This is a genomic window from Bacillus pretiosus, from assembly GCF_051294775.1.
Lineage (GTDB): Bacteria > Bacillota > Bacilli > Bacillales > Bacillaceae_G > Bacillus_A > Bacillus_A wiedmannii.
This window is the reverse complement of record NZ_JBPPHF010000001.1, coordinates 183,132-205,619: the sequence shown is the minus strand read 5'-3', so window position 1 is coordinate 205,619 and position 22,488 is coordinate 183,132. Positions and strand designations below refer to the sequence as shown.

26 protein-coding genes are annotated in these 22,488 nt (G+C 34.0%); 9 read left to right on the top strand and 17 right to left on the bottom strand.

All coding sequences use genetic code 11. The annotated features are described in order from the left end of the window. Positions 1–97: 97 nt before the first annotated feature. The 4 genes from nhaC to ACSG5Z_RS01090 form a co-directional block, all read right to left on the bottom strand. Positions 98–1,501 carry a Na+/H+ antiporter NhaC gene (gene nhaC, locus ACSG5Z_RS01105; RefSeq protein WP_000843982.1) on the bottom strand — a complete coding sequence of 468 codons (1,404 nt, stop codon included), beginning with the start codon at positions 1,499–1,501 and terminating at the stop codon, positions 98–100. 332 nt (positions 1,502–1,833) lie between these two features. Next, on the bottom strand, positions 1,834–2,493 hold the full coding sequence (locus tag ACSG5Z_RS01100; RefSeq protein ID WP_001104679.1) for a class I SAM-dependent methyltransferase: 660 nt from the start codon (positions 2,491–2,493) through the stop codon (positions 1,834–1,836). A gap of 112 nt (positions 2,494–2,605) precedes the next feature. Continuing rightward, positions 2,606–3,490, bottom strand: coding sequence for a TIGR03943 family putative permease subunit (locus ACSG5Z_RS01095; RefSeq protein ID WP_435710420.1), 885 nt, complete (start codon positions 3,488–3,490; stop codon positions 2,606–2,608). Between the two features lie 13 nt (positions 3,491–3,503). After that, entirely contained in the window at positions 3,504–4,481 is a 978-nt protein-coding gene (locus tag ACSG5Z_RS01090; protein WP_435710419.1) for a permease, read from the bottom strand. Positions 4,482–4,666: 185 nt separating this feature from the next. Here ACSG5Z_RS01090 and ACSG5Z_RS01085 point away from each other — a divergent pair, with 185 nt between their 5' ends. From ACSG5Z_RS01085 to ACSG5Z_RS01075, 3 genes are all read left to right on the top strand, one after another. Further along, positions 4,667–5,854: a GTP-binding protein gene (locus ACSG5Z_RS01085; protein WP_435710418.1), complete on the top strand. Its 1,188-nt coding sequence runs from the start codon at positions 4,667–4,669 to the stop codon at positions 5,852–5,854. A 187-nt stretch (positions 5,855–6,041) separates the two neighbouring features. Beyond that, positions 6,042–7,007: a DMT family transporter gene (locus ACSG5Z_RS01080; RefSeq protein ID WP_262748386.1), complete on the top strand. Its 966-nt coding sequence runs from the start codon at positions 6,042–6,044 to the stop codon at positions 7,005–7,007. A gap of 16 nt (positions 7,008–7,023) precedes the next feature. Next, positions 7,024–7,695, top strand: coding sequence for a GntR family transcriptional regulator (locus ACSG5Z_RS01075; RefSeq protein WP_087983249.1), 672 nt, complete (start codon positions 7,024–7,026; stop codon positions 7,693–7,695). Between the two features lie 56 nt (positions 7,696–7,751). Here ACSG5Z_RS01075 and fbpA read toward each other — a convergent pair whose 3' ends face one another. Further along, on the bottom strand, positions 7,752–7,922 hold the full coding sequence (gene fbpA, locus ACSG5Z_RS01070; RefSeq protein WP_000098301.1) for a Fur-regulated basic protein FbpA: 171 nt from the start codon (positions 7,920–7,922) through the stop codon (positions 7,752–7,754). Between the two features lie 193 nt (positions 7,923–8,115). Then, positions 8,116–9,015: a cation diffusion facilitator family transporter gene (locus ACSG5Z_RS01065; RefSeq protein WP_435710417.1), complete on the bottom strand. Its 900-nt coding sequence runs from the start codon at positions 9,013–9,015 to the stop codon at positions 8,116–8,118. A 212-nt stretch (positions 9,016–9,227) separates the two neighbouring features. On the opposite strand from ACSG5Z_RS01065, the gene ACSG5Z_RS01060 reads away from it, so the two are divergent. Then, a complete protein-coding gene (locus ACSG5Z_RS01060) occupies positions 9,228–10,301 on the top strand; it encodes a WD40/YVTN/BNR-like repeat-containing protein (protein ID WP_435710416.1) in 1,074 nt (357 codons plus the stop codon). A 40-nt stretch (positions 10,302–10,341) separates the two neighbouring features. On the opposite strand, the gene ACSG5Z_RS01055 is transcribed toward ACSG5Z_RS01060, so the two are convergent. Then, positions 10,342–11,487 (bottom strand): DUF4179 domain-containing protein, encoded by a 1,146-nt coding sequence (locus tag ACSG5Z_RS01055; RefSeq protein WP_088062941.1) that lies wholly within the window; start codon positions 11,485–11,487, stop codon positions 10,342–10,344. Next, positions 11,484–12,050: a sigma-70 family RNA polymerase sigma factor gene (locus ACSG5Z_RS01050; protein WP_088062940.1), complete on the bottom strand. Its 567-nt coding sequence runs from the start codon at positions 12,048–12,050 to the stop codon at positions 11,484–11,486. The genes ACSG5Z_RS01055 and ACSG5Z_RS01050 overlap by 4 nt, the downstream gene beginning before the upstream one ends. 416 nt (positions 12,051–12,466) lie before the next feature. On the opposite strand from ACSG5Z_RS01050, the gene asnB reads away from it, so the two are divergent. Next, positions 12,467–14,290, top strand: a complete 1,824-nt coding sequence (gene asnB, locus ACSG5Z_RS01045; RefSeq protein WP_435710415.1) for an asparagine synthase (glutamine-hydrolyzing) — start codon at positions 12,467–12,469, stop codon at positions 14,288–14,290. Positions 14,291–14,332: 42 nt separating this feature from the next. On the opposite strand, the gene ACSG5Z_RS01040 is transcribed toward asnB, so the two are convergent. Further along, the gene (locus tag ACSG5Z_RS01040) at positions 14,333–15,160 is read right to left on the bottom strand and encodes a PP2C family serine/threonine-protein phosphatase (protein WP_088062938.1); all 828 of its coding nucleotides are present in this window, start codon (positions 15,158–15,160) and stop codon (positions 14,333–14,335) included. A 124-nt stretch (positions 15,161–15,284) separates the two neighbouring features. Here ACSG5Z_RS01040 and ACSG5Z_RS01035 point away from each other — a divergent pair, with 124 nt between their 5' ends. From ACSG5Z_RS01035 to ACSG5Z_RS01025, 3 genes are read left to right on the top strand one after another with little or no spacing between them, the layout of a single operon-like run. Further along, on the top strand, positions 15,285–15,695 hold the full coding sequence (locus tag ACSG5Z_RS01035; RefSeq protein ID WP_435710414.1) for a MarR family winged helix-turn-helix transcriptional regulator: 411 nt from the start codon (positions 15,285–15,287) through the stop codon (positions 15,693–15,695). Next, a complete protein-coding gene (locus tag ACSG5Z_RS01030) occupies positions 15,679–16,008 on the top strand; it encodes a DUF3147 family protein (protein ID WP_000545644.1) in 330 nt (109 codons plus the stop codon). Before ACSG5Z_RS01035 ends, ACSG5Z_RS01030 begins: the two co-directional genes overlap by 17 nt. Positions 16,009–16,044: 36 nt before the next feature. Beyond that, a complete protein-coding gene (locus ACSG5Z_RS01025; protein WP_199695956.1) occupies positions 16,045–16,905 on the top strand; it encodes an alpha/beta hydrolase in 861 nt (286 codons plus the stop codon). 18 nt (positions 16,906–16,923) lie between these two features. On the opposite strand, the gene ACSG5Z_RS01020 is transcribed toward ACSG5Z_RS01025, so the two are convergent. From ACSG5Z_RS01020 to ACSG5Z_RS00990, 7 genes are all read right to left on the bottom strand, one after another. Next, positions 16,924–17,295, bottom strand: a complete 372-nt coding sequence (locus ACSG5Z_RS01020) for a hypothetical protein (RefSeq protein WP_046959012.1) — start codon at positions 17,293–17,295, stop codon at positions 16,924–16,926. A gap of 89 nt (positions 17,296–17,384) precedes the next feature. Next, on the bottom strand, positions 17,385–17,960 hold the full coding sequence (locus ACSG5Z_RS01015; protein ID WP_435710413.1) for a histidine phosphatase family protein: 576 nt from the start codon (positions 17,958–17,960) through the stop codon (positions 17,385–17,387). 157 nt (positions 17,961–18,117) lie between these two features. Then, complete coding sequence (locus ACSG5Z_RS01010) at positions 18,118–18,759, bottom strand: DUF3885 domain-containing protein (protein WP_098222385.1); 642 nt, start codon at positions 18,757–18,759, stop codon at positions 18,118–18,120. A 50-nt stretch (positions 18,760–18,809) separates the two neighbouring features. Then, positions 18,810–19,901 carry a serine hydrolase gene (locus tag ACSG5Z_RS01005; RefSeq protein ID WP_435710412.1) on the bottom strand — a complete coding sequence of 364 codons (1,092 nt, stop codon included), beginning with the start codon at positions 19,899–19,901 and terminating at the stop codon, positions 18,810–18,812. Between the two features lie 96 nt (positions 19,902–19,997). Continuing rightward, positions 19,998–20,633 carry a cupin domain-containing protein gene (locus tag ACSG5Z_RS01000; RefSeq protein WP_060489788.1) on the bottom strand — a complete coding sequence of 212 codons (636 nt, stop codon included), beginning with the start codon at positions 20,631–20,633 and terminating at the stop codon, positions 19,998–20,000. A gap of 161 nt (positions 20,634–20,794) precedes the next feature. After that, complete coding sequence (locus ACSG5Z_RS00995; protein WP_087983163.1) at positions 20,795–20,956, bottom strand: peptidase; 162 nt, start codon at positions 20,954–20,956, stop codon at positions 20,795–20,797. 65 nt (positions 20,957–21,021) lie between these two features. Then, complete coding sequence (locus ACSG5Z_RS00990) at positions 21,022–21,138, bottom strand: hypothetical protein (protein ID WP_002011946.1); 117 nt, start codon at positions 21,136–21,138, stop codon at positions 21,022–21,024. Positions 21,139–21,179: 41 nt separating this feature from the next. Between ACSG5Z_RS00990 and ACSG5Z_RS00985 the strand changes: the two genes are divergently transcribed. Beyond that, positions 21,180–21,602, top strand: coding sequence for a YfmQ family protein (locus ACSG5Z_RS00985; protein WP_073529983.1), 423 nt, complete (start codon positions 21,180–21,182; stop codon positions 21,600–21,602). Positions 21,603–21,654: 52 nt separating this feature from the next. Here ACSG5Z_RS00985 and ACSG5Z_RS00980 read toward each other — a convergent pair whose 3' ends face one another. Further along, positions 21,655–22,488 (bottom strand): hypothetical protein, encoded by an 834-nt coding sequence (locus ACSG5Z_RS00980; RefSeq protein WP_262748392.1) that lies wholly within the window; start codon positions 22,486–22,488, stop codon positions 21,655–21,657.

The following is a 22,488-nucleotide window of genomic DNA, read 5'->3' as shown; positions in this document are numbered from 1 at the left end:
CCTACATTTCTCATTTTAACAGAATCTCACCCAAATGATAAGAATTCTCACTCGTATATATAAAAAAATACCTCCTGCCATCGCAGAAGGTATTTTTTTATGATGCTTGCTTTCCTTTTTCAACGTCATCTACATACCAAATGAATTTGCCTGTGTATCCGTATATAACTGCTAAAATTAATGAAACAAAGCTTAACCACATAAACGGAACGTATGAGAACGTTGCTACACCTAAAATACCAGCCATAAAAATACCATTATCCGACCACGGAACCATACCAGAAGTTAGCGTTCCACCTACTTCTGAGTTACGCGCTAATACACGTCGGTCTATTTTTAATTTATCATAGCTATCTTCCATAATTTTCGGTGTTAAAATTAATGATACATACATCGCACAGCCAAATATATTCGCTAAGAATGCTACGATTAATGTAGACAATGTTACATTACCTGCAGAATTTAATTTCTTCTCAAATTTTGATACAATCACTTTTAAAACACCCAGTTTTTCAAGTAATCCACCAAATCCTAAACCGAAAATAATAACGGCTACTGAGCCAAGCATACCGTTAATTCCACCACGGTTTAATAACTTGTCAACAAACTCAACACCTGATTGAATTGAGAATCCGTTATACGCTGTTCCAATCGCCTCTCCAAAGTTCATTCCTTGGAAAAGAGTTGCCCAAATTGCACCAATTAAAGCTCCCATTGCAATTGTTGGCATAGAAGGTTTCTTCATCGCTAATAAAGCGATAACAATGACTGCCGGAACAAGCATCCATATTTTAATATCAAATTCCTTTAATAAAGCTTCTTTTAAAAACTCTACTCGATTCAAATCTACATTATCGCCGCCATACATCCAACCAGCTACAGTAAACATAATGCTAGTAATAATGTAAGCCGGAACATCTAATACGAGCATAGCTCGAACGTGAGCAATAACGTCTACTTTCGCCATAGAAGCTGCAAGAACTGTGCTATCAGAAAGTGGTGATAATTTGTCGCCGAAATAAGCTCCTGAAAGAACTGCACCAGCAACAAGCGGAAGTGGTAAGCCAAGTCCTTCACCAATCGCCATCATAGCAATACCTGCTGTTCCAACTGTTCCCCATGATGTTCCTGTCGCAATAGAAGTTATCGAACAAATAATTAATGTTGCTAATAGGAATATGCTAGGGTGAATAAACTCTAATCCATAATAGATTAATGTTGGTACAACGCCACCAGCAATCCAAGTTCCAATTAAAGCACCTACCGCAACTAAAATCAGTATTGCTTCTAATCCGTTAGAAATCCCTTTCGTAATTGCATCTTGCAATTCTTGATAACGAAATCCTAATCTTAATCCAAGCGCAATTACTAAAAACCATGAAATAAATAGCGCTAATTGAATTGGGAGATCAAAAATCGTTTGGAAGGAAAAGACAACAGCAAGAAATAGTAATAAAAGAACTATGATTTCTAGCATCGATGGTAATCTTACACTTTTCATTTTTTTCTCTCCTTACAAGTCGATAACATGACGTATGTCGTCTTACATGTATGTAATATACAATTAGCGAAGACAAAACAAAATTTTCATATTATTTCGATTTATTTTTCCAGTATAATATACGGACACCTTTTCTATTGTAAAAGTAGATACTACTTTTCGCAATGGAAAATATAAAAAATGTTACATTTTTTATATTTAACAATCAAAGAGTAACTTTTTTAATATTTGCCACCATAAAACTTTTTACTATTATCCTCACCGTTTTAAGGAGTATCATTATTCCCCACACAAAAAAAGCACACATCATTCAAATGATGCATGCTCCACTTTTATTTATACATATTTTGTATTTCTTCTTTATTTTTAAGTATTTCCACAAACTTCTCGCTACAACCTTTCGGAAATAACACTCCAAGCCCATATGAATGCTCAAACTGAAAATGAGGATACTTCGCTTTAACCTCATCCCAAAATTTATACACGCCGAAGTTTCGATCTTTCACCTCAATATCATGAAATAATACGATACCGTTATTCGCAAGTTTCGGTAACCATGTTTTATAGTCATGAGAAACTGCTTCATACGTATGATAGCCATCAATATGCAACAAATTTATCGTTCCATCTTGAAATTGATCAACAGCCTCATCAAAAGTAGATCGAATTAAATTACCTATATTTGGATAACTCATGTTTACCACTTTATCTACGATTTGGAAAACACCTTCTCCATATGGACCTGTATGCCCGTCTCCTGTCCAAGTATCTACAGCAAAACATTTTGTAGCTAATCCCCCATCCTTTACCCCTTGACAAAAACTGAAAAAAGAAGCGCCTAGATGTGTACCTAGCTCAACTAATATTTCGGGTTTTTCAAATCTTACTAAATCGTATGCGAACTCCAAATGCCCAAGCCACGCAGTATTCGCACGAATAAATGGACTAAAATTATCAAATTCAAATGTTGGTTTATGAGTAACCCAGTTCATCGCGTATCTCCTTCTACACATATTTTTAACAAACCAAATTACTCTTATCTTTATTTTTTTATCGTCATGATTATGAGTCTATTTCATGAAAATATGAAGAATTAATTCTTTTTTATTGTGGTAAAGCATCATATACATATGGGTCTGTTGGCTTATTAATTTTCTCCACTTTACTTATTTTCACAAGTGGAAATAGCGTTCTTTTATATGTCGTTTTATCTAATATCCCTGTTACTTTCACCCATGTTTCTTCTGGGAACTTTCCAACGTTTTGCCCCGTAACAATCATCCCCCAGACTGATGCATCTGCAATGCAACAAGTTATGCCATATCGAGCCACCACTGCTTTATTCCCCGTCACATCTTTATCCTTATATATGAACCCTGTGAATGTAATTTCTTTCCCTTTAAATCCATTAACAGCTTGACCAATTATACTCATTGTTTGAACATAGTCCATATCCTCTACTTCTATTTTACGCTGCCCTAACATACTTTTTGTTAATTGCTCTTCCACTTGATCTGTCATTTTTAAATTCGAGGTTTCATCTTGATCAACTAATATTTCTTTCCAATCAGAATTTGCCTGTATTCCCTCTTTTTCGTTCTTTTCCATACTTCTCGCCTGTACACTTTGATTCATACCTCTTTTTCCCGCTAAACTTCCGTCAATTGTTACACTTCCAAATAGAAAAGCACTCATAATCGGAACAACAAATAAAACATATACAAAGAAACTTTTCATCCCTGATTTTAATGCTGTATGATGCTTACAACAATTACAATTATCCTGTTTTTCTCTCCCATCTCTCCAAACTTGTAAAGAACCAAGAAGTAAAATCAATACAAAAGCTATATACGTAAATTTAATCATTTTTGGAGCGATAAAATTATAAATATTCCCTGTTACAAGTAATTTAAATAAGAGCATTGCTAAACCAATTAAAATAATGCCACGAATATAGCGATGATAGGCCTTCTGTTCCTTTTCCTCCACTTTCTCCCACCTCCTATAACGTTGTAATTTGCACGATTGTGTACACCGATAAAATAATAATTCCAATCAAAAAGAATACAAATCTCTTTTGAAAATAAGCAAATAGCATTAATGTATTTTTCATATCAAGCATAGGTCCAAACACAAGAAATGCGAGAAGTGCTTTTACAGAGAAAACATGTCCAAAAGATGCCGCTATAAATGCATCAGCAGCTGAGCAAATGGATAAAACATAACCAAATCCCATCATAATAATTGGGGAAATCACTTCATTATGGGCCACTGCATCAAGTACATTTCGATCAAAAAACGTTTGAAATACGCTCGCAAAAAAAGCACCAATCAATAAATATTTACCCGTATCAAAAAACTCATCTACAGTGTGATTCACAACATTCCCCCAGCCCTTTTTTTCTTTTTTCTGAACCGAATCCTCTTTATCTTTTAAAATATTTTTCCCGTGATAGAAATAATACACAATTAGCCCTACTAATAGTGCCGCACAAATTGTTATCCCAAAGCGTGCATATACAACTACATCATTTTTTTGAAATGCATATACGGTAGATAAAAGAACAATCGGATTCATAATAGGTGCACTCAATAAAATTACAATTCCTACATGAAGAGGGAGTCCTTTTTGAATAAGTCTTCTTACGATTGGTATAATGACACATTCACACATCGGAAAAATGATTCCGACAAATACCGCTGGAATCATTGCAACAATCTGTGATTTCGGCATTACTTTTTGAATCATATCTTCCGTCACAAACACTTGAATGAGAGAAGAAACAATTACCCCTAATAAAATAAAAGGTATTGCTTCGAATATAATACTTAAAAACACGGTATTCACATTCAACCATTCTTTTGGCATACTTTTGTGCAAATTTGCTAGACTTGTAAAATCTACAAAAAATAATAAAAAAAGAAAAATAGCAATAAGGGCTATTCCTATTAATTCTTTTGAAACTCTATTAAATACCAACATTATCCCCCCACTTTATTCATATTAAATCGTATACTTGTCCAAATGCCCTACACTACTACAGCACAAATTTTATAGTCTATTCCTATTCTTAAATCGTAATCATTATGATTTATTGTTGATTTTTCCTTTTTTATCACTTAATATAAAACGTAATCGTTACGATTTAAAGGAGAGATCATTTTATGAAAAAAGTACCTATTACTGTATTAAGTGGGTTTCTAGGAGCTGGAAAAACCACTCTACTACATCATATTTTGGCTAATAAGAGCAACTTAAAAGTGGCTGTTATCGTTAATGATATGAGTGAAATAAACATTGATGCGTCGCTTATAAAAAAAGGTGGGTTTTCACGTACGGAAGAGAAATTAGTGGAAATTCAAAATGGTTGCATCTGCTGTACACTACGAGAAGATTTAATGATAGAAGTGAGTCGGCTTGTTGAAAACGGTGATATTGACTATATAGTTATTGAATCTTCAGGTATAAGTGAGCCGATTCCAGTTGCCCAAACATTTACTTATACTGACGAAGTACTTAATATCGATTTAACGAAAAATTGTCACCTCGATACGATGGTTACAGTTGTAGATGCAAATAAATTTTGGGATGATTTTGCAGATGGTGAAAGTTTATTAGACCGTAAACAGGCTATCGATGAAAATGATACTCGAGAAGTTATTGATTTACTAATAGACCAAATTGAATTTGCGAATGTCATTATTCTTAATAAAATTGATTTAATAGAAAAAGAAGATAGGATAGAACTTCATCATTTACTACAAAAATTAAATCCCGGTGCAAAAATTATTGAAGCTTCATTTAGCAACGTACCATTGCAAGAAATTTTAAATACAAATTTATTCAATTATGAGGAAGCGAGTCAATCGGCGGGCTGGATGCAAGAACTAAATAGTGAACATCATACACCCGAAACTGAAGAATATGGTATCAATTCCTTTGTGTACCGTCGTAAATCCCCTTTCCATCCTGAACGCCTTATGAATTGGCTAAAAAAATGGCCTGTAGATGTTGTAAGAGCGAAAGGCTTTTTCTGGCTCGCATCTCGTAATAATATGATAGGGCTTCTATCTCAATCAGGTTCCTCTATTACAATTCAAGGAGCCGGTGAATGGATAGCGGCATTACCTGAAACTGAAAGAAATCAAATTATTACAGAAGAACCCGAGGTATTGAAAAACTGGGACGAGCGATATGGAGATCGAATAACTGAGCTCGTATTTATCGGTATTAATATAAATCGTTCTGTGATTGAACAATCATTAGATGATTGTCTATTAACAGAAAAGGAAATGGAACAAAAGTGGAATACATTTGTTGACCCTATTCCGGCTTTTACTTACACTTCATAATCTAAAATAAAAAGGCTTCCGTCAACAGAAGCCTTTTTTATTTTATCGTTCTCTTAATTAACAAACTTTCTTTAATTTGAATAACAACTTTACATTAAGTAAGAAATTTCAGTTTGTTTTTTATACACCCTGTGATATATTGCATAATATATCCAATATATATTTTGAAAGGAGGACTAAATACCTTATGGATCCAAATCGTTTAAAAGGAATCATTATGGTTGTAATTGGTGCTTGTTTATGGGGATTGTCCGGAACAGCTGCACAACAACTTTTTCAATATGAAAATGTTTCTACTGAATGGTTAGTTACAATTCGATTGCTTATATCTGGCGTTATCTTGCTCCTTATTTCATCATTCGGAACGAGAAAAAAAGAAATATTCGGCATATGGAAACAAAAATCTGATGCTACTAAAATGATATTGTTTGGCCTATTCGGTATGCTTGCTGTACAGTACACGTACTTCGCTTCTATTAAAGAAGGGAACGCTGCCGTCGCAACATTATTGCAATATTTAGCTCCTATATTTATTACTGTATACTTACTTTTCAAATGGAACGTTCGGCCATCAAAAATTGATTTCATTTCCATTACCCTTTCATTAGTAGGCACTTTTCTCTTACTAACAAATGGGTCTGTTCATAACTTGGCTGTTTCTACACCGGCTATTATTTGGGGTATTTTATCTGGGTTATCTCTTGCTTTTTATAGTTTATATTCCAAGGAATTACTAGAAAGCTGGTCTTCCTCTGTTATCGTTGGATGGGGCATGATTATTGGGGGTATTGGCGTTACGATTCTACACTTTATTTCTACAAACGATTTCATTTTATTATCGACTATGAAATATGTAAAACTAAGTACCCTACCGCTCATCACATTTGTCGTCATTTTCGGAACACTGATTGCATTTTATTTATACTTAGACAGCATACGATACCTGACTCCGAAAGAAACGACATTATTCGGTTGTACTGAACCACTCGCAGCTATTATTTCTTCTGTACTTATATTACACGTACCCTTTCAATCTTTTCAGTTATTAGGGGCTTTTTGTGTCATTGTAATGGTGCTCATCTTAAGCCAAAAACCGGATGAAGGGAAACAAGAATTAAAGTTTGTTCATGAGAAAAAAGAAAATATACAATGAAAGGATTGAATTCACTATGCCTATCCCTCAAAATTATAAAAAACAAGGAAGAGTTTCGGCAAAATCACTCGTTTTAAATCAACTACAAGATTGGATTATTGAAGGTGTACTGCAGCCTGATGAAAAAATTAATGATGGGGAGTTGGCTGAAGCACTAGGAGTAAGCAGAACACCTGTAAGAGAAGCACTTCAAATATTGGAACTTTCTGGATTAGTGGAAATGGTACCTGGGCAAAAAACAAAAATTGCTCCTATTAAGTTAGACGACATTCCTATCATTTATGAAACGATGGCTGGTCTTCACTCTATTATAGGAAAGCAAGCACTTCAAAACATTACAGACGCTGATCTGAAACTACTTTCTGAAATAAATGCTGATTTTCAGCGCTCTATAGAGAAGAAAAACGCAAAACAAGCTTTAAAACTAGATATACAATTTCACAATACAATTTCTTCTATTGCTAAAAACCAATATATTGAACCCTTTCTAGAAAATATGCAACTTCACGTTTTACGCCTTGAATATTTGTTTTTCCAAAACTTTGTTCCAGCAAGTCAATCTATTGAAGAACATCACTCTATCATTCAAGCATTGCAAAAGCAGGACGAAAAACAAATAGAACAAATGATGTCTCAAAACTGGCTCCGTCCAATGAAAGAAATATCAAAAATAATTTCTACGAAATAATAATAGAGCTGGTTACATAAAATCGTAACCAGCTCACCTTTTACTAATCTATATAGTTATGCCTGAATATCTGCATAATCTTCCATATCTTCGTACTCTTTTTCCAATTCCTCTAAAGACAGCTCGTATAATTGTCGATCGCGAATTTTAAACACACCTGCTCCAATTAACTCATCGATTAAATGCCTCTTACGATTTTCAACAGCAAAACGGAGTTGACTACTCATCTTTAAAAAAACTCCTTTCTACAATCATTGAAAATGATAATCTTTATCAATTATCACTTCTGATTATAAAAGATGACTCTTTATAAGTAAAGTAATTTCATGAAATATTTACCTTACAAAGTATTTGTGGCCACATTATATATATGTATGCCTCGCGAAAAATGTTATGACACTTTTTCTTATCCTTTTTCTTTCATACTTTGCAAGTTGTCTCACTATGATTAAATTCACCATCTATCTCTACTTGAATGGTGACATGTTCTACATGAAACTTCTCCTTTAATACATCCGTAGCCTCTTTTAGTACCCTTTGCGTTTCATTACCTGTAATAATCAAATGGCAAGTTAATACTTGAAAATCAGATGTGACAGACCATATGTGCAAATCATGAACTTCTTTTACAACCGTAATATTTAATAATGTACTTTTTACCTCTTCAACATTTATGTGCTGGGGTGCACCTTCCATTAATATATGGACCGTATCACGTGTTACACGCCATCCGCTAATAATGACTAAAATAGACACAAGAATACTAGCAATCGCATCAGCAACAGTCCATCCGAAAAATTTAATAAATAGCGCAGCAATAATCGCTCCGACTGATCCTAATAGATCGCCTAATACGTGTAGGAAAGCGCTTCTTAAATTCAAATTCCCCTTCACATCTCCGCCTCTCATTAATATCCAAGCTGATAAAATATTAATAAGCAGACCAAGTACAGCAATAATAAGCATCCCATTACTAGCAATCTCAACTGGCTCTTTAAAACGGCGAATTGCTTCAATAAAAATGTATACTGAAATGACAATAAGAACGACACCGTTACATAATGCCGCTAACATTTCGACTCGCTTATACCCATATGTTTTCGCAGTTGTTGCTGTTTTTTCTCCGAGCTTGAACGCAAGTAAACTTAACGCTAACGATACTGCATCACTTAACATATGCCCCGCGTCAGATAATAGTGCTAAGCTATTTGTTACAAATCCCCCAATAACTTCAGCAATCATAAAACTTGTCGTTAGTACGAAAGCAATTAGTAACGCCTTTTTATTGTTAGAATGACCATGATCATGTGAATGTCCCATACGAATGCTCCTTTAAGTGCAATATCTGTATGTTAGTATGAAACAAACTCCCGCTCTTTATCCCCCATTAACTGCCCATAAACGTCCGCTTCCTCTACCTACACACTTCGCTATTTTTCAAACAAGTCCTTTTTCTCAACAAAAAATAAGACTACTTCTTTTTCAGCTTCATATTGTTTACTAATGAAAGAATTTTTAAGGAGGTTACTAAAATGAAACGTTTATTTCTCTGTATGGAGCGAGAACTTGTTGTAGTGAAAGAACAATATGGTCACTTTGAAACAGCGTATCACTTACAAAATATGCAACCTACCTGTATCGCTGTTGATCCATTTCAAAAGAATCGTGTATACTGCGGAACATTTGGACGAGGTTTATGGTTAAGCGACGATGGCGGGGATTCGTGGAAACCGATTGGAGATTCATATCGTTACTTTGATTTCCCTAAAGAAGATGGTATTTTACACTCTTCGATAACTTCCATTACGATAAGTCCTAATGAACAAGTTAACGGCTATGGCGTCGTTTATGTCGGCTCAGAACCGAGCGCTTTATTCCGTTCTGAAAATGGTGGTGAAACGTGGACTGAACTTAAAAATATGAAATCATTATTATCTTCTTATACGTGGGCTTTTCCGCCTAGACCTTTCACCCATCATGTACGCTGGATTACAGTTGATCCAAACAATCCAAATACAATCCATGTTTCAATTGAAGCTGGTGCTGTTATTCAAAGTAATGATAGAGGGCATACTTGGATTGATAAAAAATTCGGTGCTCCTATCGATGCGCATCAATTGCTTATGCACCCTGAAGCTCCAAATCGCCTTTATGCATCATGTGGTGATGGTTTTATGGGCAGACCTGATCGCGCATACCTTGAAAGTTATAACAGTGGAAACAGCTGGATCTCATGCAGTGAAGGACTTGAACACCATTATTTATACAGCATGGCTATTGATCCAGCTGATTGCAATACAATTCTCGTTTCTGCCGCACCAAGCGCTGACCTCGCCCATCACCATATTCCTTATGAATCTTATATTTATCGTAAAACGAAAGATACTCCTTTCGAGCAAGTGCAACAAGGTCTACCATCTGCAATTGGTACAGTCATTTCAATGTTTGCTACAAATCCAGCAGAACCACATACGTTTTACACTTTAAATAACAATGGCGCCTTTCAATCCAAAGATAGCGGCGAATCGTGGGAACAATTAAACATTCCGTGGAAAGATGAGTATAAAACGCAGCATCCACATGCATTACTCGTTACTAGTTCTTAACGAAAAAAAGACTGCCTAATGGTTTTAGGCAGTCTCTTTTTTATTTCTTTAAGTCAATTACAATATCATCTAACGCAATACCCTTATTGCCTCCCAATCTTCGAGGCACAAAACGCTCCTTTACTTCTCCTCCAACTATTGTTACCGAGCCATAATTTTCAGGAGTGTGAATTCTTAAATTAATGTAGGGCGTTATTATTAACTTAGTCGCATTCTCATTAAGTTGTTGGAATGTTTCACTCCAATTAAAATTATAAGGATCTTCACCTGAGCCTCCATTTCCTTCTCCATAATACTGATTACCTATATCATCTCTCACTTTTAAATCAACATCCACTCCATCCCATACACCTCTTATTTCTTGAGCTACTTCTTGGTTGTAATATAGAATAAACGACATGGGTGTTATTTCCATTCTCTCCATATTAACTTTTACACCGTCTTTTTCTGCACTACCTCTAATCAATTTCTCTTTATTTTCTATTCCTTTTAGATTAATATTAAAATTCCAATCTCCTTTTATCTCTTCTTCTGTTTCTAAAATGTTTATACTTTGTATACTCCATTCAACATTCACTGTAGTTCCTTTATTACTAACTAGATCACTACTTGTTTTTATTAAACCTTCATATTTCCTATCAGCGACCTTAATAATTTCATTGCTTCCTGATTGGGCACCTGCTCCTTTAATAGTTAAAAAATCCAACGTACTTGGATTTTTACCTAAATCTCTGTTACTTTCTATAGAATAGTTTATTGATACTGTCTTACCATCGAAAATCGCATTATTAATCGTTATCTTAATTCCATTGCTTTCTTTTGTCATATTTAGTACTGTGGCGTATTGTTGATAATTATTATGAAGCCCCGTTTTCTTCTCTGCGTCCGCTTTATAATTTTCATATAACCCTGTTCTACCATTATCTAAAAATCGGAATATGTCACCTACAATTGGCAATCCCCCGGCATATGTAGGAAACCCGATACCAAGCGTTGCAACTGATAACCCTACTAAAATAGATGCAGCAGCAACACCTTTTTTCCAACTTTTCATCTTTTTCTTCGTACGTATCGATTGTTTTACATTACGTTTCACTTTTTCTTTTTCAATTTCAGAAGCCTCAATTTCCTCAATTTCTTTTTCATCTATATCAATATCATTTAATAGTTCATAAATGTCTTTCATATTGCACTACCTCCAAAACTAATTTTCGTAGCATTTTGTTGTAGTTTCTTTTTTCCACGGTACACACGATTATCGATCGCTGCCCGAGTTAACCCTAACTTATCTCCTATTTCTTCTGTCTTCATACCGAGAAGATATTTCATAATGAACACCTTTTGATCTAACGGTTCTAATTGATTAATAAGCTTCAATAACTCTTCCCTATCTTCCATAACGATTAATTCATCTTCCGCTGACTTTTCCGTACTAATATGAAACTCATCTGAAATAATTTCTACTTTTCTAGTCGCTTTCCGGTAATAATCAATCGCTTTAAATTTCGCAATCGCCGCTATCCATTTTTTAAAGTCACTCGGCTCTCCATGAAATTTATTTGCGTTATTCCAAATGGAAAGAAATATATCGTTTACACATTCCTCTATTAATCCATCATTTTGAACCGGAAGAAGGATTTTATGCGTTATTCCTTTTATAAGTGGTAAATATGTATCGACAACGAATTCTAGCGCATCTTCTTTTTGCCGTTGTAATCTTTTTATAAAATTTTTCTCATTTGATTTCATGTAGCGATTCCCCTTATTTTTTTGTAAAAGCTTTTACACCCTATATAACGTCTTACAAAATATTTTCTCTCATCTTTTTTATTTTTTGTATGTTATGGAATACTTTCCCTACGCCATTGTCTCACATAACTATGTATTACAAGAAAATTTTCTCAAGTCTGCAATTTAATTCATGTAGTACACTATTTATATAGTCATTCTTTAACTTGGTGTACATTTTACTCCGCATTAACGGGCAATAAATCCCACCTCAAAATTGGGCGAATGCGAGGAAGTTAGGTGGGAGATAACTGTCCGTAAAAGCCCGATTGGTTCAACTAATAATCAGTGGGGGATGGAACCCCCCCACTGATTAAAGTTTCACTTTATTTCATTAATCTACTTTTCAACATTTTAAACTAGGAGATGAGATGTGTATGTGTGGAATTACAGGCTGGGTAAATTGGAGTAAGGATCTTTCCAATGAACATGTTATTTTAGAAAAGATGGCAAATAGTATCCAGCATCGCGGTCCGGATGCTGAAGGATTTTGGTTTTCACCTCGTGCGGCCTTTGCACACCGTCGGTTAATCGTAATTGATCCAGAAGGCGGAACACAGCCGAAGACATTTCGTGCTGGTGATTATACGTATGCTCTTACTTATAATGGAGAAATTTATAATTTCCGCGAGCTTAGAGAGCAACTTCAACAATGTGGTCATGCATTTGAAACGCATTCAGATACAGAAGTATTACTACATGCTTATTTAGAATGGAAAGAAGATTGCGTACAACATTTAAATGGTATTTTTGCCTTTGCAATATGGGATGATCAGAAGCAACAATTATTTTTAGCACGTGATCATTTAGGCGTAAAGCCACTCTTTTATACTGAAAGAAATGACAGCATTATTTTCGGATCTGAAATAAAAGCACTATTAGCGCATCCATCTGTCCCTGCTGAAATTGATGCAGATGGCATAAACGAAATATTTGGATTAGGATTATTTCGAACTCCAGGATGTGGCGTCTTTAAACATATTCAAGAAGTGCGTGCTGGACATTCTATAACGTTTACACGTGATAAAAAAGTAGTTAAGAAATATTGGAATTTAGAAAGTAAAGTTCATACAGACTCTACTGAAGATACATCATCACATATTTTATCTATTTTACAAGATACAGTAAAAAGACAATTAATTGCCGATGTTCCTCTCGTTTGTATGTTATCAGGAGGATTAGATTCTAGCGGTATTACTGCACTAGCGGGTAAAGAGTTTGCAGCGGAAAATAAAACACTTCATACGTATTCCGTTGACTTTGTAAATAGTGCAAAAGATTTCGAGCTGACATTTGCTCGCACTGGTTTAGACGCTCCTTGGGTAAAACGTGTTTCCGAACATGTAGGGACATCTCATCATGACATTATTGTGAATGCTGAAGAATTAGCAAATCACTTATTCGTCCCTCTCCGTGCAAAAGATTTACCGAGTGCTGGCGAAATGGAAACTTCACTATATTTACTATTTTGCGAAATGAAAAAAGATGCAACTGTAGCTTTATCCGGCGAATCTGCTGATGAAGTATTCGGTGGGTACCCTTGGTTTCATCAAGAGGATTTACTATTTGTCGATAAATTTCCTTGGCTAACAAATTGGAAAAACACTTCCCCTCTTCTACTAAATGAAGTAAATAACCAATGCAACTTAGAAAACTATATTGATACACGCTTCCAAGAAGCGATTCTTGAAGTACCTACTCTTGAAGGGGAAAGTAAAAAATCCGCGAAACAACGCCAAATGTTTTATTTATTTTTAACGAGATTTCTCCCGTTCTTACTTGATCGTAAAGATCGTATGAGTATGGCTGTAGGCTTTGAAGTACGTGTACCGTTTTGCGATTATAGATTAGTTGAATATTTATGGAACGTTCCTTTCAATATAAAAAGCATTGATAATATTGAAAAAGGCATTTTACGTAGAGCACTGCAACCTGCTTTACCTGACGATGTACGCAATAGAAGAAAAAGTGCTTATCCAACTTCACAAGATCCACATTATTTACAAACAATCCGTCATTTATCACTCGACTTGTGCAGTAATAAAAACAATCCTATTTTCTCACTTATTAATCATTCCACATTACTTGCCATTGCCGATGAAAGCAATAAAGAAATTAACAATTTTGAAGCAAGAAGTGCTATGGAATATATGCTACAAGTAAATGAATGGTTGAAAACGTATCATATTCATATTGCTTAACAAAAAGGAGTTCAAGGATAAAAACCTTGAACTCCTTTTATATTAATTAGCGCATTTTTTATTTTCAGTATCAATGGACCATCCAATAATTGTTGCACAATCTCTACCTTTCCACTGCAGTACATTTGTTAATACTGGCTCAATCTGTAAGCAACTTCCGTCGTGCAATATTTCTACTAAAGATTGATCATCATCAAATTTTCGTTTATCACACTCTAAAATACCGTCCGTTGCCATTACAATGTGATTCATTCCTTTTTCTAATCCTCTGACACCTGATGTAAAGCAAGGTGTATTTGCAGCAAAAATATTTTTCCTACCAATATATTCGTAATTCTTCCGTTTATTTAACCGCCCTTTACCATTCTTCGTTTTTTCAGAATGGAATAAATATGCGAAGCAATCACCAACTGATAGCCAATATAAAAATTCGCCTTTTCGCAAACAAATTAAGCATGCAAGTTCCTCGTCATCTTGATCACATTTTTCAATAAACAATTCATCTGTAAATAACGCTAATAAGTACATATGCGTATGATGAAAAGCTAAATGTATCGGGTAAGAAAATAACTCTTTTAGTTTCTCTTTTCTTGCTGAAATTGCTTCTATTATATAATCAATATTTTTTGTTTTGTGGTGTGTATCAAAAATCATAACAAATTCAAATTGTAATTCAGGATCCCACCAAGCAAGTACCGCATCTCCTCGTTCATATGCATCACTCTCTTGATTTCCCCCATATACGCCGACTGAAAGAGGACCACATTTTTCAACATGTATTTCATCTACATACATCTGTTCATGACTCATCCATTTGAATGTATTCACAGCTATCATCCTCTCTCTTGCTAAATGTATACCTTTACACATAGATTACCTTATATTTCAATAAAAATAAACTTTTTCAACATTTTTTATCCAAATAAAAGGATTTTATTTCTACGTTCACGAATATATCTTACTATACGATATAAAAACAGGGGGATTTATCATTATGAAAGACATCAATCAACATTGGGAGAGCATTTATTATCACTTACGATATGAGTATGAGGACAACCTTTCTCACCAAGCCATTCGTATTTTACAACTCATTTCTCGTGAGAAAGATATAACAATTGGAAAAGTGGCTACTGAGCTTAGTCTCTCTCATAACACAGCGTCAGAACACGTAAAGCGCCTTATTCAAAAAGGATTTATTATAAAAGAAAGAAACAAACAAGATGAAAGGGTCGTAAACCTTACTTTAACGAAAGAAGGCATTGAAATATTAGAAAAGCATACTTTACTAGATAAAGAAAAGATAAAAATATTAGAATCACAGTTATCAAAAGAAGAACAACAATTAATTGAAAAAGCCTTTTCGTTATTAGCGACGGAGGCAAAATATGCATTTCCTCGTTAAAGTAATCGTTTCTGCACTTATTATTGGCGTTATTACTGAAGTCGCTAAACATTATAGTACGATAGGCGGCTTTATTGCTGCCCTTCCTCTTGTAAGTTTACTAAGCCTATTTTGGATTTCTTTAGAAGGCGGGAACAAACAAGAATTAAGTCAATTTGCTATAGGCGTATTATATGGATTTCCTGCATCCGCACTACTACTATTTATCGTCTATATTGGTCTAAAAAACTCATTTTCACTTAGTACATCTGTCCTGTTTGGTATAGGTGTTTGGTGTATCGTTTTTGCTTGTCAAAAATTATTTCAAGCTTAGTTAGGAGGGTTTATTATTTATAAATTTGTAGAGGTATTGGAGCAAACTATAGAAGTATATACAAAAGGAAGTAGTAAACAAACGGTAGTTATTCAGACCGGAATGGGTTGCTCATTTTATGATTGGCTCCCTATTATAGAAAAACTTTCACAACATTTTACAGTCATTTCATACCATCGCCCAGGTTACGGAAAAAGTGAACTAGGAAATTATTCGCGTACTACAAGACAAGCGACAAACGAACTTCATATGTTACTACATGAACTTGCTATTCACGAGCCTATCATTTTAATCGGTCATTCCTATGGAGGCTTATGTGCACAACATTTTGCGATGTTACATGAAGATAAGCTGCAAGCACTTATTTTAGTTGATTCTACTTCTATGAACTTACACCGATTAGATGAACTGCATTTACCAATTTCTGATCAAACGGATTCGGATGATATGTGGCTTCAAAAATATAATACATACTCCAAAATGGATATAGACATGCTTAATAATGAACTAAAACCTATACTCGTTGATCAATCAAGACAGTACATTGAATTTTCTACCTCCCCTCTATTATATAAAGCGACAGCTTCTGAACTATGTGCGTGGAAAAATTGTGCTCGCTTAATAAAAGAGTTATATAAAACATTAGAAACACCTTTAATCGTTATTGGTAGGGACCCTCAATATTCTATTACTCAGTTGACTGAGGATGGCATGCCAAAAGAGGAAGCAACACAACTAGAAACAATGTGGCAAGAACTGATTCATGAACAATTACAACTCTCAATAAATAGCCAATATATACTTGCCGAACATGCTGGTCACGGAATTGAAAATACTCGACCAGATATTATTATTGAAGCAATTCACTCCTTGCAAATAAAAAAAGGAAGCAACTAACGCTGCTTCCTTACTTATCTATTCATAATCTTCTTCATCATCGATTTCTTCATAATACGAATTCCCATTACTTACATATATAGGGCCATTCGCAACGTCAATACGTAATACCCATGCCCATGGCACAGCTAAACGCTTATGTATTGCTCGCCAAAAGCTCATTGATTTTCTTTCGTACTCCTGGAACTCCTGAAGTAACTCTTTGTAGGAGGAACCGTCTAACTGAATATTTGCTTCTAACAAACGAGAATGGGCATAGTACTGCAGCTCTAGTTCAGCAGCAATTTCCATTTCTTCTTCCGTTGCCATACCAATAATTGCTCCATCTGCTGGTACAATTTCAAATACGTTCTGAACTTCAATAAGCCCTTCTTTCTCTTTCTCAAACATGTAAACAGCCTCCTTTAACACATATTTTTTATGTTACAAAGTCATACTTCTACAATAACTTCTCCCTTTCCTCTTTTTTTGATAAACTTTTACAAATTATTTATCTGATAATCTGTAGACTGTATTCTTTCAGCAGAACTGAAACAATTATTATCAAAAGTTAATTTATACACGTCAGGCATATGAAAGGTTTTCCAAAACTGAAAATCATATTTCGAATCAAAATAATTCATTAGTAATACCATAATATTCCCATGAGTACCTATTACAATATTCTTACCTTTATATTTTTTTAATATACTTTGCATACATATTCCAGCACGTCTTTGCGCTACATCATTTGATTCTCCGCCTTCGTATGCAAAAGTCCAGTCTTCCCATACCTTCTGAAGAGCATCATTAAAATCCTGTACTGGTTCTTTACTTAATAGCCTTTCCCGTAAATCTTCTTCCAGTTGTATTGATAAATTATATGTATTCGCAATTCCTTGCACAGTTTGCATTGCCCTTTTGTACGGACTAGAAATCACAACATCAATATGTTTATCTTTTAATAAGCGTGTTACATGCTGCGTATCTAACAAACCTTTTTCAGATAAAGGCCGTTCCCGTTCTTCTTTTGTATAGGTAGAGTGGGCATGGCGAACGAAATATATTGTCGTCATTCATTCATCCCCCTTTTCTGTTTCTATCCAAATTCAATACATTACCATCAAATCCCTTTACCTTTATAATAAGTGCTGTCAAATTTGAATGTTGATTTTCATATTAACAAAAGGGAAACACCTCTATGGTATTTCCCTCATTTAAAATAGACTACATTCAATTAAATACTTTATCAATTTTATTTCTGTCGTATTCTAATATCCAATCATTATATGTATGATAAATATCTCTAATTGTATTAGGAGAGGTAGCTAATACATCACAACCCCTATCATCATAAACGTGAAATATAGTATTCTTGTTAATATTTATGAAATACACCCTATGAAAAATACGCGGTTTTATTCCCATATCTTGATTACAAATTGCTTTTAGCATAGGAATGTATTTCAAGTCTGAAACTTTACATTTCAAAGTATATCTATGAGTTTTATATACCCCGTCTTCATCGTCTTCTGGAAAAATATAAGGGATTGTATTTTTCTGTAACTTAAACAAATCGGACTTCTCTTTTACATACTTAGAAAAGATATTCAATTTGTGTTTGAAAATTTCACCGTCTGCATAGTCATTTACATCCACTACGATATAAATATCATCTTCTGTTGCATGTAAAGACTGAAATAAAGTAATCGCTCTATTATAAACGCCTTCTAAATATGGGCAGTTTTCATAAATGTTATTGCAATCATAGTTCACACCTAATCTAAAGCGAATACCAATATCCCCATTATAAAATAGAGGTGGTCTAAGTTCTAAATTTGGAAACGTTTCAAGCATATACTCATTCAACCTCATCTCAACACCTACCTTTAATAGCACCTTGTTTACATAATAAAATTATTCTATTATAATTTATTTTTGAATTCCTCACTTGTTATAATGTCTCGAATAAAATAATCTACATTATTTCTCAGCTTTTGATATGCAACTTGATCTTCTATACTATTAAACATAATGACAGCTTCTACCTTATTACCCTTCTTATCCGTAGTATACAAACTTTTTGTCAATACGAATGCAGTAGAGCCACCTTTTTGACCAGCGTATTCTAACTTACTATTATTAACTGTTCCTTTGAAAACATTCTCGATTTCTTCTTGCATTGGTTTTGGAAAATAATTTCTACTATTTATCTTTTCCATTATACTCATATAATCTTTAGCGTTTGCACCCACTAATCGATCTGACCAAATTCGCTGAAATTCCATATCTACTTTTAAGGGGATATCCCGTTTTTTCCATTCTTCTTCATCTTTCATCCATTCATGAATTTGTAAAACATGTTTATTATACTCATCCTTTGACATGTTACGTATCATTTCTAACGATTGATTTTCTGGCTCATGAAGCTCTTTTTCTACATACCCTCTCATATATAGTGAAGCAGTATACGAAGAGAACTTGTCATGACTCGTAAGCTCTAATTCTTTTAAACTATCATTTACTCTTTCTATTCCAAGCTTATCTAACAAATATGTTGTATTTGCATTAGAGCTATAATGAATCATCCCTTTAGCGACTTCTTCTAAAGCGATTTGTCCATTTTTCACTAATTCTCTCGCTTTGGCATCTTCTAACCAGTCAGGGTGCGCTCCACCGTCAGTGTTTTTAACGTAATATTTTTCTAACTCCTGCAATGAAATTTGTTCATCCCGACTTATTTTTCCTTCTGACACTTGCTTAGCAAATTCAACGGCTATTACAATTTTGGCCATACTCGCTAATGGCAATTTTACATCTTCATTTATAGATTTTACTACTTCCCCATTTTTTCTAATTAGTAATGAACATGTTTTATCACCTTTATGCTCTTTTATGTACTGTAATACGTAATTAGGATCTTCTTTTGACAAATAGTACTTCATAATAAAAAAGAAAGCTATAGCGGCTACTATAATAATTCCTGCAACAATTCCTATAATCTTTAATATGTTCACAATATGCCCCCCTTTTAAGTTCCCTACTATATAATTATAACGAATCTAATTACAAAATTATACAAAACAGAGTGACTCTTCCTAAAAAAGAAAGAGTTACTCTATTTCACATGATGTTATTTGTCCATTTAACGTAACGACTATATTTGAGTCGCCACTTTCTTTAGCACCTTTTAATCGATTGGAGTTAGGAGGACCAATGACAACTGACTCCTTAATTTGCGAAAGGTCCTTCCCTAATTTTTCCGCACTTACACCGTATGCAGCTTGAAATACTTCTGGCGGTGTTAATCTAAGTATGTCTGATCCTTCTGCTGTTTCAAACTGATCGTTATTGAAGAACAAATGTAATTGTACTTCTTCTGTTACCGCTGTGATCCAATGCCACCATCCCATTGGAATAAAGACGGTTTGCCCCGCTTTTACATGATAATTTTGCAATTGATTCGTTTCCGGATTTAAGATAGATGTAATCGCTTCTCCTGATACAACAACATCTAATTCCCACGCATTCGGATGCCAATGTGGTTCCCGCATGTGCCCTTTTGTCATAAATAAATCGACAAACGCTCCACCGATCATTGCTGGTAACTGCGTTGACGTAACTTCATAGGCAACGTTTTTCTCATCTCTTTTAAAAAAGATGTTTTTTCTCGAATCAAAGAAAAGGTTTGGAGTTCCTGAACTTTTCTTTAAATTTTTATTATCTGGAACATAACCTGAACTACTCATTTTATCCCTCTTTTCCACTCCGAACATTTCTAGTTTCACACTGTATCGTATGGAAAAAATGTATGAATGTGCCTATCATTCACATAACAAAAAAACATGCCTTCATAAGGAGAGCATGTTTTGTGATATTCTTCACATTATTTAGTTAAAAAATAAATTTTTTACTTACCATGATGTAACATTAAATCACTAAGTTCTTCTTCAATGTGATTTAATTTCGCAACGCCTTCTTTCCATTTATGAATATAACGTGAAACCCCAACGATAAATAAAATGATAATTGTGGAAAGAATAATACCATACACGATTGTTACAGTACTCATAGTTACACTTCCTTATAATTAGTAATGTGGTTATTAGTTATATTTTTATTATAAACCTTTTTCTCTTAAAATACTTCGATTTCAACTTTTTGTAACAAAATTGATTTTTCTAATATTTCATTTGTAAAAATGGCATATTTTTCACAAATTATACAAAACTTCACCATATGTACTATTACCATATGAGTTATATTATTTAATAGGAAAAAGGGGATGATATACTATGACGACTTGGTTTATTGTTATGTTAGTTGTATTTGGGGCATTTAAAATTATCGTTTCGAGCCTTCCTAACACTGTTATTGAATCCATTATTAGCAAGTACGAAACACATCCGCAACTTGAAGAAGAGAATGCGACTGTTACAATCAATGGAAATAACTTAGAAGGCGAACAAAAATCCAAAATTATTCATGATTTTAACGAAGGTTTATTTTTAGATCGCTATTATGCACCGCCACACAATGAGGGTACGCCTTTAATAATCAATGCAAAACGTGGCAAAAAAGATTTTACATTTTATATTTATAGTCATGAAGAGCATGTTGATGTTGTAAAGCAACATAAAAAGAAAGTAGTTGCTTATAGTTTACGCTCTAAAAACCTTCAAAATAATGATATGTTCGTGTCAGCTGATTTAGCTTAATACTCATATATTAGAAAAAGGAATCCATGGAATATGGATTCCTTTTTACTATTCACTGAAAAATAAGCTCTGTCTTCAAACTATCTTTCGGTAACAACCATCCTTTTTGTTCTAAACTCTTCATTAATAATTCTCTTTGTTTTGTTGCAATACTTTCCTCTTTTGTTTTAAACGACACTTCTATTACGAAATCATCTTCTATTTTCCCTGTATTACTTAATGGCCAAACTTCAATATTCGTTTTAATATTTTCAAATTCAGCTGTATACCTTTTCATTAATACAGGCCCATAAATACGAGAATTTTTGAGCATTTCTTCTCCCCAATTCGTATACAACCATTTGTTCATTTTCCCTGGCAACTTTTCTATTAACATGTTTTGAGCAGCTCGTTCGTTTGGTAAATCAAGTACTCCATATCCTTTAGCACTGTAGCTTTTCTTATTTGAAATACTTAACGTTTTCTTCTCAAATCCCCAATCTATTTCCGCATCATAGTTATCGATTTTACTATCAAATCCATCATTTTTAGCTACTTCTAGTGCATCTTGAATTACACCGTTTGGAATAGGATATCTTTTTTTATATGTTAGCTCAAAATCTTTACTAAATTCTTTCTTTCGAATTCTAGCAAACCAACCTTCCTTACTTAAATTTTTATTTACCGTATCTAAAAATTGCACTTGTATTCTTTCATAATTTGTACCAGCCTGGAAATATTCTAGTACCTCTTGATTTATCTCTTTGTTATAACCTAATACTTGTTCTGGTTTTAATAATAATTTCACTTCAAAACTAGGTGTCATCGGACTGGCAGCAAACCCTTCCTTAACGTTATAAAGGAAACAACAAAAGAAAATGCTTACGAATACAAATACTTTTTTCAT

Bases quoted from the DNA above. Each gene is read 5' to 3' on its own strand.
- nhaC (WP_000843982.1), bottom strand. From the start codon at position 1,501: ATGAAAAGTGTAAGATTACCATCGATGCTAGAAATCATAGTTCTTTTA.
- ACSG5Z_RS01100 (WP_001104679.1), bottom strand. From the start codon at position 2,493: ATGAACTGGGTTACTCATAAACCAACATTTGAATTTGATAATTTTAGT.
- ACSG5Z_RS01085 (WP_435710418.1), top strand. From the start codon at position 4,667: ATGAAAAAAGTACCTATTACTGTATTAAGTGGGTTTCTAGGAGCTGGA.
- ACSG5Z_RS01080 (WP_262748386.1), top strand. From the start codon at position 6,042: ATGGATCCAAATCGTTTAAAAGGAATCATTATGGTTGTAATTGGTGCT.
- ACSG5Z_RS01075 (WP_087983249.1), top strand. From the start codon at position 7,024: ATGCCTATCCCTCAAAATTATAAAAAACAAGGAAGAGTTTCGGCAAAA.
- fbpA (WP_000098301.1), bottom strand. From the start codon at position 7,922: ATGAGTAGTCAACTCCGTTTTGCTGTTGAAAATCGTAAGAGGCATTTA.
- ACSG5Z_RS01065 (WP_435710417.1), bottom strand. From the start codon at position 9,015: ATGGGACATTCACATGATCATGGTCATTCTAACAATAAAAAGGCGTTA.
- ACSG5Z_RS01060 (WP_435710416.1), top strand. From the start codon at position 9,228: ATGAAACGTTTATTTCTCTGTATGGAGCGAGAACTTGTTGTAGTGAAA.
- ACSG5Z_RS01055 (WP_088062941.1), bottom strand. From the start codon at position 11,487: ATGAAAGACATTTATGAACTATTAAATGATATTGATATAGATGAAAAA.
- ACSG5Z_RS01050 (WP_088062940.1), bottom strand. From the start codon at position 12,050: ATGAAATCAAATGAGAAAAATTTTATAAAAAGATTACAACGGCAAAAA.
- asnB (WP_435710415.1), top strand. From the start codon at position 12,467: ATGTGTGGAATTACAGGCTGGGTAAATTGGAGTAAGGATCTTTCCAAT.
- ACSG5Z_RS01040 (WP_088062938.1), bottom strand. From the start codon at position 15,160: ATGTGTAAAGGTATACATTTAGCAAGAGAGAGGATGATAGCTGTGAAT.
- ACSG5Z_RS01035 (WP_435710414.1), top strand. From the start codon at position 15,285: ATGAAAGACATCAATCAACATTGGGAGAGCATTTATTATCACTTACGA.
- ACSG5Z_RS01030 (WP_000545644.1), top strand. From the start codon at position 15,679: ATGCATTTCCTCGTTAAAGTAATCGTTTCTGCACTTATTATTGGCGTT.
- ACSG5Z_RS01020 (WP_046959012.1), bottom strand. From the start codon at position 17,295: ATGTTTGAGAAAGAGAAAGAAGGGCTTATTGAAGTTCAGAACGTATTT.
- ACSG5Z_RS01015 (WP_435710413.1), bottom strand. From the start codon at position 17,960: ATGACGACAATATATTTCGTTCGCCATGCCCACTCTACCTATACAAAA.
- ACSG5Z_RS01010 (WP_098222385.1), bottom strand. From the start codon at position 18,759: ATGAGGTTGAATGAGTATATGCTTGAAACGTTTCCAAATTTAGAACTT.
- ACSG5Z_RS01000 (WP_060489788.1), bottom strand. From the start codon at position 20,633: ATGAGTAGTTCAGGTTATGTTCCAGATAATAAAAATTTAAAGAAAAGT.
- ACSG5Z_RS00995 (WP_087983163.1), bottom strand. From the start codon at position 20,956: ATGAGTACTGTAACAATCGTGTATGGTATTATTCTTTCCACAATTATC.
- ACSG5Z_RS00990 (WP_002011946.1), bottom strand. From the start codon at position 21,138: ATGGTAATAGTACATATGGTGAAGTTTTGTATAATTTGTGAAAAATAT.
- ACSG5Z_RS00985 (WP_073529983.1), top strand. From the start codon at position 21,180: ATGACGACTTGGTTTATTGTTATGTTAGTTGTATTTGGGGCATTTAAA.
- ACSG5Z_RS00980 (WP_262748392.1), bottom strand. From the start codon at position 22,488: ATGAAAAAAGTATTTGTATTCGTAAGCATTTTCTTTTGTTGTTTCCTT.